This is a genomic window from Providencia sp. LY12, assembly GCF_057621555.1.
In genome coordinates this window covers 3526385-3543827 of the sequence record NZ_CM172594.1, presented here as the reverse complement: position 1 = coordinate 3543827, position 17443 = coordinate 3526385, and the positions used below count along the sequence as shown (strand labels likewise).

The following is a 17443-nucleotide window of genomic DNA, read 5'->3' as shown; positions in this document are numbered from 1 at the left end:
ATTCAAATTTATTATATTTTAATTATTGATACATATATTTTTAGAATTCTATGCCCTTTCGCGATATGATGACTCGCAAATTTGTCGCAAGATAAATTATTGAATTCCAAATAGTGGTATCACCAGCATATACCTAAAAATACTCGTATAAATCACTAATTTATAATGATTTATTAAAATAACTTGCTGGTTTTTTATTTAGCGGAGAATCTATGTTATTCAGTCGTTGCCGATCATTGCTGATTAGCGGGTTGGCTGTGTGCTTATTGCAGGTATCAACTTATGCGAGTGCAGAAGGAACGACCGCACTCCCTGTTCCACCCTTGCTAGAATCCCGTTCGGGACAGCCACTCTTTTTAACATTACAAAAAATCCATTGGTCTTTCGATGGTAAATATTCTGCGGAAGTTTTAGGGATTAATGGTTCTTATCCAGGCCCCACTATTCGCGTAAAAAATGGCGATGATCTCAAACTTATCTATAGCAATAGGTTACCTGATGCCGTTTCAATGACCATTAGCGGGCTACAGATCCCAGGCACACAAATTGGCGGTGCAGCGAGACAAATTTCGCCAAATGCAGATTGGTCACCGGTGATCCCTATTCGCCAAAATGCGGCAACGCTTTGGTATCACGCGAATACTCAAGGTAAAATGGGACAGCAAATCTACAATGGTTTACTGGGAATGTGGATTATTGATGATGATTCCACAAAAGAGTTACGTTTACCAAAACATTACGGCGTAGATGATTTCCCGATTATTATTCAAGACAAACGTTTGGATAACTTTGGCGTTCCTGAATATCACACTGATGAGAATGGATTCCTCGGGGATACATTAGTGGTTAACGGTGTGCAAGATCCCTACATTGAAGTTTCTCGTGGTTGGGTACGTTTAAGATTATTAAACGCGTCTAATTCCAGACGCTATGTGATGAAAATCAGCGATGGCCGTCCTTTCGTGATGATAGCGTCAGACCAAGGATTGCTCACGGTGCCTGCCAGCGTACAAGAACTTTCACTTGCACCGGGAGAACGTCGTGAAGTGCTGATTGATATGGCGAAAACGGCTGAACTGACGATTACAGCAGGGGAATCTGCCTCGTTGATGGATCGCGTAAAAGGGCTATTTGAACCGTCGAATAATTTAATTTCCACCAATGTGCTAACCATCAAAGCGACGGGATTAATGTCATTGGTGACGGATGATGTTCCAAAACAATTAGTCTTGGATACCACACAAATTACCTCCTCGATTACTAACCGCGATATCCAGCTAAATGATCCTGTAGGCATCAATGGCGTGAAATTGGACACGGGGCGTGTGGATATTACTTCTCGCCAAGGCAGTTGGGAGCGTTGGAATGTCAGCAGTCAACAGCCTCAATCTTTCCACATTGAAGGTGTTCGCTTTAAAGTGATCAACTGTAATGGGCAGCCAGCTCAGCCAGATAACTTTGGATGGAAAGATACGGTTTGGATTGATGGGCGCTGTGAACTACTTGTGCAGATGCTGCAGCCGTCTTACAACCATTTCCCATTCCTGTTTTATAGCCAAAACCTTGAAAAAGCAGATTTAGGCTCAGTGGGACAACTGGTTATTACACCTGAAGATGGTAGTAACTAATTGAAACACCAGTAAAAGCCCGCAATTAGCGGGCTTTTTTACGTTAAAAATTAGCTTAATGCTACGCGTATGCCGAATGCGACTAGCACCACGCCAAGGACTTTATCCACATATTTTTGTACTTTTGCTAGCCCTTTTCTAACGGGGGCACTTTGAATTAAGCACACCAAAATTGGCCAGTAAATCACGGCTAGACCCCAAATAATAAAGGCGAACCAGAGCTTTTCTGAGAATGTCGAATCCACACTAAGCACTTGAGTAAAAATCGCTAAGAAGAATAACGTTGCCTTAGGATTTAAGACATTACACAAGAAACCTTGCATGAACGCTTTTTTGAATGTGACATGCTCATGTTGATTGCTCATTAAATCAACACTCTGAGCCTTTTGCGGCATCAGGCTTTTAATCCCAATCCAGATTAAATACGCCGCACCAGCATATTTAAGAATGTTAAATAACCATGGTGTTGTGGTGATCAACACAGCAAGCCCAGCCACGCAATAAGACATATGAAGTGCAATAGCAACGATAATACCAAGGGCGGTCATCATGGCTGCGGAACGTTGGTAACGCGCTGCATTCTTGATAATTAAAAAGAAATCTGGACCTGGTGAGATCATGCCAAGAGCGGCAATCGTCGCGACCATGATACTGGTCTGATACATAATGTAATCTCTTTATTTTAGGTTGAACTAAACTGAGTAATAAGGGACTAAAAGCGTTGTAAACATCGTTTAGTGCATTGACTTGAGTCGTTCGAGTATAAGGGATTGAGTGGTATTTAAGGAAGATTAAATTTAGTCGACGAAGTATGTCTGTTTCCGTATAGTGTGCACAATTTTTATATTTCGTTTCTAAGGTGGTTAGATGAATATTAGCTTAATCGCAGCAATGGCGTTCGATCAGGTTATCGGCATGGAAAATGCGATGCCTTGGAATTTACCAGGTGATTTGGCGTGGTTTAAGCGTCAAACATTGAATAAACCTGTGATTATGGGACGCGTGACTTATGAAGCGTTAGGTCGTCCTTTACCGCAGCGTGTCAACATTGTTTTGAGCAGTCAAGCAGGCACAGAAACTGGCGTTATCTGGGTTAAATCAGTTGAAGAAGCATTAGAAGCCGCGAAGGCAGTTGAAGGTGCTGATGAGATTATGGTGATTGGTGGTGGTAAGGTTTATCAACAATTCCTTCCAATGGCGAATAAACTCTATTTGACTCACGTGGATGCTGAAGTGATTGGGGATACACATTTCCCTGCTTACGAGCCTGATGAATGGGACTCTATTTTCACTGAATATCATGAGGCAGACGAAGCGAATAGCCACGGTTTCTGCATTGAAGTTCTGACTCGTCGCGTTTAACCGTCGCTACTCTAGTCAACAAAAATGGCACTGTTAGGTGCCATTTTGCTATCTATCATTTGGTATCTAGAGTAAACATTCACTCTTTGCGACGTTTCTGGTGAGATTTCTGTCTATGGAATGTTTTAGTTTCCCAGTGCAGCAGCGTTAAATCCCCTCCCCAGCAACAGCCCGTATCCATCGCATACACATGTTCTGGTGTAAACTTACCTTCCAATGATGCCCAGTGACCAAAGAAAATGGCGTAATCTTCAGGGAATTGACTTGGTAGAGAAAACCACGGCTTCAGTGGTGCAGGGGCTTTAGCTGGACTCTCTTTGCAGATCATATCCAGTTGCCCATTTGGAAAACAATAACGCAGGCGGGTGAGGGCATTGGTGCTGTAGCGTAAACGCGCTAGCCCCATCAAACTTTCAGACCAATTGTTTGGCATGTCGCCATACATAGAGTCGATAAACAGCGGATATGCATCGCTAGAAAGCACGGCTTCCACTTCGCGGGCGCACATTTTTGCGGTTTCGAGATCCCACTGTGGCGTAATACCAGCGTGGGTCATGACCATTTTTTGCTCTTCATCGACTTGTAAAAGTGGCTGACGGCGTAACCAATTGATTAGCTCATCGATATCGGGCGCATTGAGTAGCTCATCAAGATGGTCTTTAGGCTTATTGCGACTGATTTTGCAGTAGATGCCAATCAAATGTAGGTCATGGTTGCCTAACACTAAGCGTGCTGATGAGCCTAAACTTTTCACATAGCGTAAGACTTGCAATGACTCGGGTCCACGAGCAACAAGGTCACCCGTTAGCCATAATGTATCTTGCTGTGGATCGAAATTCACGCTATCGAGAAGTTCCCGCAGCTCACGATAACAACCGTGTATATCACCTACAATATATGTGGACATAATTAATTAATCAGTGTTGGGATAGCGAGACGAAATGCAGGAATATCAACATGAAAGTGATTTCCTTGCTCGCTCAGCATAACGTAATAGCCTTCCATCGTACCCATTGGTGTTTCTAAGATAGCACCGCTGGTATAGCGATATTCTTTGCCCGGTAGGATAACGGGTTGTTCTCCCACCACGCCTTCACCTTGCACTTCAGTTTTACGGCCATCACTATTGGTAATGAGCCAGTAACGGCTCATTAGCTGTATAGGAATTCGCCCTAAATTGCGGATACAAATAGTATACGCAAAGACAAAACGGGCAATGTCAGGCTGGGATTGGCTTTCTATGTAGACACTTTGAACTTGGATGCTCACATTGGGATCATTCAGCATAGTGCCTCCTCAGATTCTCTATTCCGATAAATTACACAGATAGTTTGCCATCTTACAATAGTGCTCAACGGAGATATTCTCAGCGCGCGTTCCCGGGTCGATACCCAGCTCGGTTAACTGCTCAACGCTGAATAAATCCCCAAGACTATTGCGGATAGTTTTACGACGTTGGTTAAATGCTTGAGTTGTAATACGGCTCAATACTTTAATATCCTTCACTGGGTATGGGTTTTCCTTGTGAGGGATCAATCTTACTACCGCAGAGTCCACTTTTGGTGGTGGCGCAAAGGCAGTAGGCGGAACTTCAAGCACAGGAACAACATTGCAGTAATATTGCGCCATAACGCTTAAACGACCGAAAGCTTTACTTCCTGGACCTGCTACTAATCGATTAACCACTTCTTTTTGCAACATGAAATTCATGTCGGAAATTTGGTTGGTGAATGTAAACAGGTGGAACATCAACGGTGTTGAGATGTTATAAGGCAAATTACCAAATACGCGTATTGGCTGTCCAGCTTGTTTCGCCAGTTCACCAAAATCGACAGTCATCGCATCTTGCTGGATGATGGTTAGCTTATCTTTCAGCTGTGGATGGACATGCAGACGAGCAGCAAGGTCGCGGTCAAGTTCGACAACCGTCATTTTATCCATGCGGCTACCAACAGGTTCAGTTAATGCACCAAGACCCGGACCAATTTCTACAATGGCCTGTCCTGGTTGTGGGTGCATTGCATCTACAATACTGTCGATAATAAATTGGTCAGTTAAAAAGTTCTGCCCGAAACGTTTGCGGGCAAGGTGCCCCTGATGGACTCGATTATTCATGAATTCTTTTGTGTCATTTGGATAGCTAATTTCAATGCGGTGATAAAACTGCCCGCATCGGCTTGACCCGTACCTGCTAATTCAAGCGCTGTGCCGTGATCGACTGAAGTACGGATAAATGGCAGACCAAGGGTAATATTTACCGCTCTGCCGAAACCTTGGTATTTTAACACAGGTAGTCCCTGATCGTGATACATCGCTAATACTGCGTCTGCATCGGTTAAATACTTCGGTTGGAAAAGCGTGTCTGCGGGTAAAGGACCGATTAAGGTAATGCCTTGCTTACGCAAGGTTTCTAGAGCTGGAATGATGGTTTCAATCTCTTCCATTCCCATATGTCCGCCTTCTCCGGCATGAGGGTTAAGCCCACAAACATAAATGTGCGGGTTTTCAATGCCAAACTTGGTTTGCAGGTCATGATGCAAAATGGTGATCACTTCATGCAAGCTTTGTTGGGTAATTGCCTCGGAGACATCTTTTAGCGGCAGGTGCGTGGTCGCTAAAGCGACACGTAATTCTTGTGTTGCGAGCATCATCACAACGCGGTCGCAGTGGCTTCTATCTGCGAAAAATTCGGTATGTCCACTAAATGGAATACCAGCGTCATTAATAATGCCTTTGTGAACAGGCCCCGTTACAACGGCAGAAAATTCACCATTCAAACAGCCATCACAAGCGCGGGCTAAAGTTTCAGTAACATATTCACCATTACGCACATCGAGTTTTCCAGCTTCTGCTGGTGCATTCAGTGAAACGGGAACAATCGACAATTGTCCAGCAACAGAAGTTTGTGGCTGTTTTGCATCATATTCGCGTAATGTTAGTGGTAAATTGAGAGTTTTAGCGCGTTGAAGAAGCAGGTCTGGGTCTGCGCAAGCCACAAGCTCGACAGGCCATGCCTGCTGAGCAAGTTGGATCAGAAGATCTGGGCCTACCCCGGCAGGTTCACCGGGGGTGATGACGATTGGCTTATTTTGCTTGTTCATCATTAGATTGGCTTTGGCGACCATCAACGATATTCACATAAGCCGCAGCACGTTGTTCTTGCATCCAAGTCTGCGCTTCTTCGTTAAACTTACGATTGAACAGTAAACGGTACGCTTGATCTTTCTTCGCGGCATCAGTTTTATCGACACTGCGAGTATCTTCTAACTGAATTAAGTGCCAGCCAAAACTTGAAGGTACAGGTTGGCTGATTTCACCTTTTTTCAGTTTCATCAGTGCATCACGGAATGCAGGGTCGTAAACATCAGGCATATTCCAACCTAATTCCCCACCTTTTAATGCACTACCTGGGTCTTCGGAGTTCTCTTTAGCCGCTTCTTCAAATGAAATTCTGCCGTTACGGATCTCTTGAGCCAGTTGAGTCAGTTTTTGTCTTGCTGTTGCATCATCCATAATTGGTGATGATTTTAGTAAGATATGACGCGCTTTCACTTCGGTGACGGAGATTGGCTGGTGAGTATCACCAGTGACGTCATTCACACGTAAAATATGGAAGCCTACACCAGAACGAATTGGACCAACGATATCGCCTTTCTTCGAGTTTTTCAGTTGGTCAGAAAAGACCACTGGCAGCTCTTGCAGACGTGACCAACCCATGTTTCCACCTTTCAGTGCTTGAGGGTCAGCAGAGTAAGCAATTGCTAATTTACCGAAATCTGAGCCTTTTTTCAGGTCAGTTAAGATTTTATCAACTAACGATTCTGCTTTTGATAACTGTTCTGGCGTTGGGTTCTCTGGCAGTGGGATCAGAATGTGGCTTAAATTCACACCTTTCTGAGCATTCATTTGAGAATCCATTTGCTCAGCTAATGCATCAACTTCCTGAGGCAAAATGGTGATACGGCGGCGAACTTCGTTGTTACGCACTTCCGCTAACAGCATTTCCTTACGGATTTCGCTGCGGTATTTGCCCATATTGATACCATCCGCAGTCAGGCGTTTTTCCATCTGCGGTAAGGTTAAATTATTTTGGCGAGCAATATCCGCGATAGTCGCATTCACAGCTTCTTCAGGGATATTAATCTGCATTTGGTTAGCCATCTGCAACATGATGTTATCCATAACCAAACGGTCGATGATTTGCTGGCGCAGGGTTTGATCATCAGGAACTTGTTGATTTGCATTACGTGCATTCAACTTCACTGTATTGATCATATTCTGGACGTCGCTTTCAAGTACAACTCCGTTGTTGACAACCGCAGCCACTTTATCCATTTGCTGTGGCGCAGCTAAACTTGCAGAGCTTGCGAACATCAGTCCCAGAATAAGCGTTCTCCAATTCTTCATAATGGTCCTATAAAATTGACTTTTATTCCGCATATGCGGGCTAATCGTGATCGTTATGTTGTTTGTTATCAGAAAGCACGTTGATAAGGAATAATACCTTGTTTCAACATCTCCTGACTACCTAAACTATGATTGTTATTTAGGCCTCTAAGTTCCACGTTGATAGACCATTTATTGTCATATTCACTGTTGAACTTCTCTTTTTGCCAACCTACAATCTTACGTTCATACCCTAAATTCACCGCCCAACAGCAGGCATTGTACTGTAATCCGACTAGCTGGCTCGCCGATTGTTGCTGCTTAGTATCGTAATAATAAGAGCCAACAAAGCCCCAGTTATCACTTAATGGCCAACTTACCACGGTGCCTACTTGTGAAATACCTTGTTGGTATTCTGGTAATGTGTAGGTATAACCACCCGCAGTATCTTCACGGCGGAACGTCGCTTGAATATAGTCACGGTCAACAAAACGGTAATTCAGTTGAATCAGTCTATCGGCATCAAAGCGATATTCAGTAACTGCGTTCCCCATGGTGACGCTACCAAGGCGGCGGTCATATTGTAATCCGCCACGAATCCCCCAGTTTTCATCAATGTGCCACATGGCATCGGTTGCCCACATTAATGAACCTGTATCACTCTTATCATCGATTTTCAGGTTTGAATTACCCGCACGTGGGCGCTCTAAATAGTAAATTTGCCCGACGGAGAAATTGAAGCGTTCAGCTAAATTTTCATCATAAATACGGGTGGTTAAACCGGTTGTGAACTGGTTAGCCGAAGCGATACGATCTAAACCACTGTAAATACGATCGCGGAACAGACCTGTATAGTCAGACTGTAATAGTGCGGAGTCGTAGTTATTGATATTGTCCTGATCTTTATACGGAATATAGAGATACTGAACTCGTGGTTCTAATGTTTGAACAAAATCACTGCCTTGGAATAAGTCGCGCTCAAATACCACTTTCGCATCACTCTTAAACATTGGCAGCACGCGGGTGACATTTTTATCTAAGCCACTATTTTGTTTTACATCAGGAATATCTTGGTCGTAATGCGTCGCCATCAGCTTGATGCTGTTGTTCATTTGCGCCCAACCGTTAGACAGCGGCATGCTGACTTCTGGCTCGATATGCAAACGGGTCGCGTCTGGGTTATTTTCACCTACGCTGGTAAAACGAGCGGCTTGGGCGTAGGTATGGAAATCCAACATACCGACGTCATTTTGGTAATAGTTAAAATCGATTTGTGGTTCAGCTTTATAAGCACGCTTATTTGGGTTATCCACAAAGATTTGGAACTGTTTGTGGGACACTTTCATGTTCCAATTTGTATCAGAATAACCGACGTTAAATTTCTGCGTGGCATAACCATCAGTGGTGCTACCGTACTGAGAGCTAAAATCAGTAAAGTATTGAGGGTCACTTACCTTGGTGTAGTCGGCACCAAAGTTCCAGTGCTGAGCAAAGGTACCTGAATGACGCCAGTAGAATAACCAACGGTCATCACTGTCACGGGCATCACGTTTTTCATTCTCTTTATCTTTAATATAAGCGCGGTCGTGATTAATAAAATCGAACGCGACAGTCCCTGTACCTGGAGTGATTAAATAACGGAATTCGTTATTTAATTTAACGCCTCGGTGGGTCATAAACTGCGGGGTGATCGTCGCATCGTAATTTGGCGCGATGTTCCAATAATACGGTAGTGTGAACTCTAACCCGTCATTGTTGGAATAGCTTCCCATTGGAATTAAGAAACCGGAACGGCGCTTGCTACCAATCGGTAACTGCATATACGGGCTATAGAACACTGGCACATCGGCAATACGGAAACGAGCATGCCAAATTTCTGCGACTTCTTCTTCACGGTCAATAATCACTTCAGAGCCAGCAACGCTCCATGTATTACTGCCCGGTAAGCAACTGGTGAAAGTCCCGTTTTCCATGATGGAATAGCGGTTTTCACCACGCATTTTCATTTTTTTCGCGTCACCGCGACCTTGACGACCAACCATCATGTAGTTACCGTCATCAACGTCAGTGTTTTTATTATCTAAGTTTGACCACGCTGAAGGGCCTTTCAGGATAATTTGAGGGTCATCGTAATGGACATTCCCCGTCGCCGTCACTTCACGAACCGGTTCTTCACCCTCTTTTTGGGTTTGTGTCAGTTTAACGTTATCTGCTGTGAGAGTCTGGTTGCCCTGCTGAATATCAACGTTACCAGTATATTCGACAAAATTAGGGTATTCCCCTGTGACGTCGTCAGCTTGAATCTCAATCGGTAAGCTATTTTGATCACCAGAGATAATAGGTTTGTCATAAACAGGCACCCCAAGCATACATTGTGCTGCAAGATCAGCATGTGCTTGCTGGCTATAAATAGCCGCCCATACCATGGTGGCGATTATTGTGGGATAACTTTTCTTCATCATTAAATAGGGAGTCCGTCAAATGGGCACAGTCGGCAAACGCTCAAAGACTATCTTAGCCAACCCGTTTTCGCCAGTATAATATCAAAACTGGAATAAACGTAGTTAGCAACTTGTTAGGCTCTTTATCGTTATGCACAAAAGCAGAATGGATAGTATGATAATGCAAAATTGCATTCTGAGCATTGAAGAATTGAGGGATATATGCACTATTGGGGTAAAATTATTGGGGTGATACTCGCTATTGTCTCCGGTTTAGGGTTTTGGGGAGCATTAGCCGGCTTACTGATTGGGCACGGTTTTGATAAGGCTTCGGCTCAACGTAAGTTTGCTGGCGCCTTCAATAAGCGCGATAGGCAAATTATTTTCTTCGCAAGTACCTTTCAAATATTAGGGCATTTAACCAAGTCAAAAGGGCGTGTCACGGAGACTGATATCCAGTTAGCATCGAACCTGATGGACAGAATGCAACTGCACGGAGAAACTCGCAAAGCCGCTCAACAAGCCTTTAGAGAGGGGAAATCCCCAGACTTTCCACTGCGTGATGTTCTTAAACAATTACGTATGGCTTGCTATGGTCGTTTTGACCTTGTTCAGATGTTTCTGGAAATTCAATTGCAAGCTGCTTTCGCGGATGGAACCCTACATCCTAACGAACGAAAAGTGCTATTTATTATTGCGGAAGAGCTGGGTATCTCCCAAATTCAGTTTGAGCAATTCTTAGATATGATCCAAAGCGGTCGCCAATTTGGTCATGGTTATTCTCAGCAGCAGTCTGGAGGCTATTACCAACAAAATAATGGCCCTACGCTGGAAGATGCCTGTAAGGTACTTGGGGTTTCCGTCGATGATGACCCAACGAAAATTAAGCGAGCGTACCGTAAGCTGATGAGTGAGCATCATCCCGATAAGCTCGTTGCTAAAGGGTTACCGCCAGAGATGATGGAAATTGCTAAGCAAAAAGCACAGTCAATTCAGGCGGCTTATGATCTTGTTAAAAAAGAGAAGGGTTTCAAATAACTTCAGTTTTTAAATAACTTAAGTTTTTAAATAATTAAAGCGCTTAAACCAGCCTAAGCGCTTCAATGAGATTAGAAATCTGGTGGGCAAGTAAAATGCATTGGTGTGCCATATTCAGGGTGAGTGATATACAGCTCCTGCGCATGTAATTGCAAACGTGGTGCCAATGCCAATGCTTCTTCATGGGCATAAAATCTGTCACCAAGAATAGGGTGTCCCAGCGCGAGCATATGAACACGTAGCTGATGAGAGCGTCCCGTAATTGGCGAAAGTTTGACTCGCGTTGCCTGCTCTTCATATTCTAAAACTTGGTATTCGGTTTGAGCCGATTTTCCGGTTTCAAAACAGACTTTCTGCTTAGGGCGATTCGGCCAGTCACAAATTAGCGGTAAATCCACCAAACCCTCAGGTTTTTCCAAATGACCCCACACGCGAGCCACATAGTGTTTTTTCGGCTCCCGTTCCCTAAACTGACGCTTGAGTTCACGCTCAGCCGCTTTATGCAGAGCGACGACCATAACGCCACTGGTTGCCATATCTAAACGGTGAACGGACTCTGCCGCAGGATAATCCCGCTGAATACGGCTCATGATGCTGTCATGGTGCTCAGGGGCTTTCCCTGGTACAGAAAGCAAGCCGCTAGGTTTATTGACTACAATAATATGCTCGTCTTGGTAGAGTATATGTAGCCATGGTTCCGTAGGGGGATTATAGGGTAACATTTTTTATCCTTTATTCTTCACGCTGTAGCGGTGTTGGCTGCTCTTAGCTACCCTAGTCACATACTGATGTATGCTCCTAGGGATATCTTCGTTTGCCGCTTACTGATTCCCCGTTATACTTCGCGCTACAGGGGTGTTGGCTGCTCTCAGCTACCCTAGTCACATACTTGCGTATGCTCCTAGGGATTTCTTCGTTTGCCGCCTACCTGTAACTCGAATTATTTAGGGGAATGTCTAGAGTAGTCAAAGAAAAAACATTCTCTACTGATGCGTGACAACCACTAAGCGGATAGCGTCGAGGCGCCATGAAGCTTGGTCGATGTTGGTCATCAATTGGCGACGCTCTTCCTCGATAATATCGAGTTCTTCATCACGGATATTTGGGTTAACCGCTTTTAGCGCTTCCAAACGAGACAGCTCCAGAGTCAGGGCTTTATCAGCGGCTTCTTTGGCATTCTCAATAATGGATTTTGCTTCTTTCTCGACCATCGGTTCAGAGAGGCGCAATACAGAATGCACCTCGTTTTGTACCGCATTGACTAACTTGCTCGCCATATGACGGTTGATGGCATTTAATTGGCGGTTAAAACTCTCAAACTCCACTTGTGAAGATAGATTATTACCTTTTAAATCAATCAATAATCGAACTGGAGTCGCCGGCAAGAAACGGCTGATTTGCAGCTGTTTCGGTGCCTGAGCTTCTACCACATAAATCAGTTCGGTCAGCAAGGTGCCTACTGGCAACGCTTTGTTTTTCAACACAGAAACTGCGCAGCTGCCCGTATCGCTGGATAACACTAAATCCAAACCGTTGCGAATAATCGGATGTTCCCAGCTAATAAACTGCGTATCTTCGCGGGAAAGCGCTTGTTCGCGGTCAAAGGTGATCGTGCAGCCATCTTGCGGTAATCCTGGGAAATCAGGCACTAACATATGGTCGGATGGTGTGAGGATAATTAAGTTATCGCTCTTATCTTCTTGGTTGATCCCAACGATATCAAACAGGTTCAGTGCAAAGTTAACCAGCTCAGTCTCGTTATCGCCTTCACCAATCTCTTCGGCTAATTTATTACCGGCTTCACCGCCATTTGAGTGCATTTCCAGCAAACGGTCACGACCTTGCTCTAACTGTGCTTTGAGTGCATCGTGCTCTTCACGGCAGGTTTTAATAAATTCATCAAACCCGTCAGTGATGGTTGGCTCTGCCATAAATTGCAGCAGTTGTTGGTAATATTTATCGTAAATAGTACGACCAGTAGGGCAAGTATGCTCGAAAGCATCTAAGCCTTCATGGTACCAACGGATCAACACAGCTTGCGCGGTGTTTTCCAAGTAAGGCACGTTGATCACGATATCGCGGCTTTGACCAATACGATCCAAACGACCAATACGCTGCTCAAGCAGGTCAGGGTTGAATGGCAAGTCAAACATCACTAATTGGTTAGCAAATTGGAAGTTACGACCTTCTGAACCAATTTCAGAACACAGCAATACCTGTGCGCCTTCTTCTTGTGAAGCAAAGTATGCCGCAGCGCGGTCACGCTCTAACAGGGATAAACCTTCGTGGAATACCGCCGCACGGATCCCTTCACGTTCACGCAGAACTTGCTCAAGTTGCAGTGCTGTAGCGGCTTTGGCACAGATAACCAGTACTTTTTCATGGCGATTCGCGGTTAAGAAGCCCATCAGCCATTCAACTCGTGGGTCGAAGTTCCACCAAGTGGCGTTTTCGCCTTCAAATTCTTGGTAAATTTGTTCTGGATACAGCATCTCTTTCGCGCGAGTTTCCACATCCTTTTTGGTACCCATAATGCCAGCGACTTTGATTGCCGTTTGGTATTGAGTTGGCAATGGCATTTTTAAAGAATGCAATTCACGGCGTGGGAAGCCTTTGACACCATTACGGGTGTTTCTAAATAATAGGCGGCTAGTACCATGTCTGTCCATCAGCATATGGATCAGTTCTTGGCGAGCGGCTTGGCTGTCATCGCCTTCAAGATTAGCAGCTTTTAATAACGGCTCAATATCTTGTTCTTTAATAAGCTCGCTGAGTAGGTTTTGCTGATCATTCGTCAGTTTATCGCCAGAAAGTAGCAGTGAAACCGCATCGGCGACAGGGCGATAATTTTCTTGCTCGGCTAAGAACTCTTGGTAGTCATGGAAGCGGCTAGGATCGAGGAGGCGCAAACGCGCAAAGTGGCTCTCTTGACCTAGTTGCTCAGGTGTTGCCGTTAGCAGTAAAACAGAAGGAACGTGCTCTGCTAAGGTTTCAATCACTTGATATTCACGGCTTGGGGCAGTTTCGCTCCATTGCAGATGGTGAGCTTCATCGACGACCATCATATCCCAGCCCGCTTCGACGAGTTGGTCAAAACGCTGTTTATTACGACGAACAAAATCCAGAGAACACAGGACTAATTGTTCAGTTTCAAATGGGTTATCGCTGTCGTGTTGGGCTTCGCTGTAGCGGCTATCATCAAACAGAGAAAAACGCAGGTTAAAACGACGTAGCATTTCCACCAGCCATTGATGCTGTAAGCTATCTGGGACAATGACCAATACTCGCTCAGCACGACCTGCCATCAATTGTTGATGGATTATCATACCCGCTTCGATGGTTTTCCCTAAGCCCACTTCATCCGCCAGTAAAACTCGTGGATTGTGGCGCTTACCGACTTCGTTAGCAATATGCAACTGATGCGGGATCAAACTCGCGCGGATCCCTCGCAGGCCCGTAGATTGGTGTTTAACTTGTTCGCTTTGAAATTTACGTGCGCGAAAACGCAGAGCAAAACGATCCATACGATCGATTTGACCGGCGAACAGTCTATCTTGTGGCTTATTAAACGTTAGCTTGCTATCAAGGAACACTTCTCTCAGGCTGACATCCGCTTCTTGGGTGTCTAAACGTGTTCCTGTGTAGGTCAATAACCCTTTATCTTCTTGAATACTTTCAACTTGTAGCTGCCAACCTTCGTGACTGGTGATGGTATCACCTTCGTTGAACATCACTCGGGTAATTGGGGCATCACTACGTGAGTACAGTCGGTTTTCCCCAGTGGCAGGAAAAAGCAACGTCACCATACGGGCATCAATAGCCACGACGGCGCCTAACCCAAGTTCGCTTTCTGTGTCGCTGATCCAGCGTTGACCAAGAGTAAATGGCATAGGTTTAATTTAATTCCATAATTTTGATTGTTTATTTTTAGATGTTTAAGACAACTAACCGGTGTCTTTGCCCAGTGTTGATATAACGGTTATATACCAAGGGTGATGCGAAATTTTTTAATCGTTTTGCCGTTTGGCAATTATAGCTCTTTTCTTTTTCGAGTCGCGCTGCTCGAATTATGATGAGTATAGCCGATTTTCTCGCCAAGCTGTGCGTATAACAGGTCGAGATATCAAAGGGGCGTTATATTAATTCAACATTCGCTTATCGTCACCTGTTAAAAATGCGGCAATTGTAATAAGAATTGTACAATTCTCGCTGTTCGTTAGGCTTTAAAACAAAAGATTAATTTGCCCTGTCAAAATGGCGTCAAAATCATCTTGCAGAAATGGAAGAATTCCATCGGCGATAGGTTTGATTTGCTTAAGAATATAGTGCTCATAGTCAGGTTTCGCGGTCACGGTCTCTAATGGCTCAGGACCCGCTTGAGTGATGATATAACTGATCCACCCCCCATTTTGATATTGCAATGGGCGCTGTAATTGCAAATTGTATTCATCAGCTTGACGTGCGGCTCGTACATGAGGTGGTACATTACGTTGATAATCTGACAATTTACGCCGTAAGCGCTTGCGGTAAATCAAGCGATCGTCATATTCTCCTGAACGGATGGCATGAATATAGTCGCGAATAAATTCCCGATAAGGCTGGCGATAAAAAATGCGCGTATACAGCTCTTTTTGGAAGTTTTGAGCGAGAGGTGTCCAGTCTGAACGAATGGTTTCTAAGCCTTTAAAAACCATCGTATCTTGGCTTAAACCCGCATAACGTTTTTTACTACCTTGGTCTGTGCCTCTAATTGTTGGCATCAAAAAGCGCCGATAATGGGTTTCATACTCAAGCTCGAGCACACCATCAAGTTGCCACTCTTCTTTAAGATGCTGTTTCCACCAATTATTTACATGGTCACGCAGTTGATAGCCCACTTTTTGAGCTTGTTCATCAGTATGGGGATCTCGTAGCCAAACAAAGGTGGAATCGGTGTCCCCATAAATTACCTGATATCCTTGGGATTCAATCAATTGTTTGGTAATTCGCATGATTTCATGACCGCGCATGGTGATTGACGCGGTTAATCGTGGATCAAAAAAGCGGCATCCATCGGCACCCAAAACCCCAGCAAAAGCATTCATAATAATTTTGAGGGCTTGAGAAAGCGGGGCATTTTTTTGCTGTTTGGCTTTATCACGACCTTGCCAAATATGGCTGACAATATCTGGCAAGCAATGGGTTGTACGGGAAAACCAAGCACCGCGAAACCCTTCAACAGAGTGTTCAGGGGCTGGGTGTGCAAGCCCTTCAATCATGCCTGCTGGGTCAATTAAAAAGGTGCGAATAATTGAGGGATACAAGCTTTTATAATCCAGCACCAAAACAGAGTCATATAAACCGGGTTGTGAATCCATCACGAACCCGCCGGGATTAAGCTGAAATTTTTGTTCTGAAAGTGTGGGGGCAACAAACCCTAAGCGGTGTAGCCGAGGAATATATAAATGGGAAAAGGCGGCCACCGAGCCTCCCATGCGATCGGCTGCTAACCCCGTGACCGTCGAGCGCTCTTGCAAGAACGCCATTAAATCGGTTTTCTCAAAGATGCGATGCACCAAAATACAGTCTTGAATATTGTAATGGGCGAGGGCGGGTTTATCGTGAGCAAAGCGGCGGTTAATTTCATCCATGCGATCATAAGGAGTATCAATCGCTTTCCCTTCGCCAAGCAGCTGCTGGGCAACGGACTCCAAGCTGAATGAGCTAAAACTCCATGTCGCCGATTTTAACGCATCAATACCATCAATAATTAAGCGACCTTCAGCAGAGGCAAAAAAGACACCTTGCTTAAAACCGTGTTCTCGCCATTCGAGTTTTTTCCCTTGCCGACCGAGCAACAGAGGGATGCCATAGCGCTCTGCATGCTTTTGTAAAACTTGCAAATCAAACTGGATCAGATTCCAGCCAATGATGGCATCGGGATCGTACTGTTGCAGCCATTCGTTCAATTTTTCAAGTAATTGAGGGCGGCTGGTGGAATACACGAGTCGATGTTGATCATTCAGGGCCGGGCCTTGTTCGGGGCCCAACATAAACACCACATTGTCACCGCAGCCAGATAACCCAATGGAATAAAGCTCTCCATGTTGGCTAGTTTCAATATCGAGGGAAACGGCGTGCAGTGTCGGGCGATAGCCTTCACAGGGTTTGAGTTGATATTTTCCCTGATGATTGCGAGAAAACCACACGGGAGCGGTAATAAAGCGCTCCATTAAATAACGCTCACAAGGGCGAATATCGGTTTCCAGCAGCTCAACGCCTAATGCTTGGCAGTTTTTATCTAGGTTTTGTAATTGACGATATTGCTGGCAATAGATGGCGTAGACTTTTTCCCGTTTAAAATCAATCAGTTCCACGGGGCGATAGCTGATATCAGCTTGCCCTTCAATTAAATGGCGTACTAAGGAAAACTTGGATTCAGGTAAAAAACCCACGGCTTGTTGATAGGGAACAATGACTTTTTGCGGTTTGTTATCCGTGAGTAACCAATAGCTTACCTCGATACCGTAGCGGGTATCTCGCCAATGGCGGCTAAGAATAAAGCCTTTTTCAGCGGGGGTGTTTGACTGAGGCATAAAGGAAACTCGC

Annotated in this window: 13 protein-coding genes; 3 read left to right on the top strand and 10 right to left on the bottom strand. The window is 44.6% G+C overall.

Going from position 1 to position 17443, the window contains the following annotated elements; all coding sequences use genetic code 11:
• Positions 1–212 precede the first annotated feature (212 nt).
• Positions 213–1628 (top strand): cell division protein FtsP, encoded by a 1416-nt coding sequence (ftsP, locus tag ACY3ZI_RS16860; RefSeq protein ID WP_036956282.1) that lies wholly within the window; start codon positions 213–215, stop codon positions 1626–1628.
• A 50-nt stretch (positions 1629–1678) separates the two neighbouring features.
• Here ftsP and ACY3ZI_RS16855 read toward each other — a convergent pair whose 3' ends face one another.
• A complete protein-coding gene (locus tag ACY3ZI_RS16855) occupies positions 1679–2293 on the bottom strand; it encodes a LysE family translocator (RefSeq protein ID WP_187129638.1) in 615 nt (204 codons plus the stop codon).
• Positions 2294–2495: 202 nt separating this feature from the next.
• Between ACY3ZI_RS16855 and folA the strand changes: the two genes are divergently transcribed.
• Entirely contained in the window at positions 2496–2990 is a 495-nt protein-coding gene (folA, locus tag ACY3ZI_RS16850; RefSeq protein WP_036956287.1) for a type 3 dihydrofolate reductase, read from the top strand.
• A gap of 79 nt (positions 2991–3069) precedes the next feature.
• Here folA and apaH read toward each other — a convergent pair whose 3' ends face one another.
• The 6 genes from apaH to lptD all read right to left on the bottom strand — a co-directional run bounded on the left by apaH (position 3070) and on the right by lptD (position 9835).
• Positions 3070–3897, bottom strand: coding sequence for a bis(5'-nucleosyl)-tetraphosphatase (symmetrical) ApaH (gene apaH, locus ACY3ZI_RS16845; protein ID WP_036956289.1), 828 nt, complete (start codon positions 3895–3897; stop codon positions 3070–3072).
• 2 nt (positions 3898–3899) lie between these two features.
• A complete protein-coding gene (gene apaG / locus ACY3ZI_RS16840) occupies positions 3900–4277 on the bottom strand; it encodes a Co2+/Mg2+ efflux protein ApaG (protein WP_211887447.1) in 378 nt (125 codons plus the stop codon).
• An 18-nt stretch (positions 4278–4295) separates the two neighbouring features.
• Positions 4296–5105: a 16S rRNA (adenine(1518)-N(6)/adenine(1519)-N(6))-dimethyltransferase RsmA gene (rsmA, locus tag ACY3ZI_RS16835; protein ID WP_036956293.1), complete on the bottom strand. Its 810-nt coding sequence runs from the start codon at positions 5103–5105 to the stop codon at positions 4296–4298.
• Positions 5102–6094 (bottom strand): 4-hydroxythreonine-4-phosphate dehydrogenase PdxA, encoded by a 993-nt coding sequence (gene pdxA / locus ACY3ZI_RS16830; protein ID WP_211887449.1) that lies wholly within the window; start codon positions 6092–6094, stop codon positions 5102–5104. Before pdxA ends, rsmA begins: the two co-directional genes overlap by 4 nt.
• Entirely contained in the window at positions 6075–7397 is a 1323-nt protein-coding gene (surA, locus tag ACY3ZI_RS16825; RefSeq protein ID WP_036956295.1) for a peptidylprolyl isomerase SurA, read from the bottom strand. Before surA ends, pdxA begins: the two co-directional genes overlap by 20 nt.
• A gap of 68 nt (positions 7398–7465) precedes the next feature.
• The gene (gene lptD, locus ACY3ZI_RS16820; protein WP_487377554.1) at positions 7466–9835 is read right to left on the bottom strand and encodes an LPS assembly protein LptD; all 2370 of its coding nucleotides are present in this window, start codon (positions 9833–9835) and stop codon (positions 7466–7468) included.
• Positions 9836–10039: 204 nt separating this feature from the next.
• Between lptD and djlA the strand changes: the two genes are divergently transcribed.
• Positions 10040–10855 (top strand): co-chaperone DjlA, encoded by an 816-nt coding sequence (djlA, locus tag ACY3ZI_RS16815; protein ID WP_036956297.1) that lies wholly within the window; start codon positions 10040–10042, stop codon positions 10853–10855.
• Between the two features lie 71 nt (positions 10856–10926).
• On the opposite strand, the gene rluA is transcribed toward djlA, so the two are convergent.
• The 3 genes from rluA to ACY3ZI_RS16800 all read right to left on the bottom strand — a co-directional run bounded on the left by rluA (position 10927) and on the right by ACY3ZI_RS16800 (position 17430).
• The gene (gene rluA / locus ACY3ZI_RS16810; RefSeq protein WP_132496533.1) at positions 10927–11577 is read right to left on the bottom strand and encodes a bifunctional tRNA pseudouridine(32) synthase/23S rRNA pseudouridine(746) synthase RluA; all 651 of its coding nucleotides are present in this window, start codon (positions 11575–11577) and stop codon (positions 10927–10929) included.
• Between the two features lie 261 nt (positions 11578–11838).
• Positions 11839–14745, bottom strand: a complete 2907-nt coding sequence (gene rapA, locus ACY3ZI_RS16805; protein WP_487375557.1) for an RNA polymerase-associated protein RapA — start codon at positions 14743–14745, stop codon at positions 11839–11841.
• A 333-nt stretch (positions 14746–15078) separates the two neighbouring features.
• On the bottom strand, positions 15079–17430 hold the full coding sequence (locus ACY3ZI_RS16800) for a DNA polymerase II (protein WP_487375556.1): 2352 nt from the start codon (positions 17428–17430) through the stop codon (positions 15079–15081).
• Positions 17431–17443: the final 13 nt, after the last annotated feature.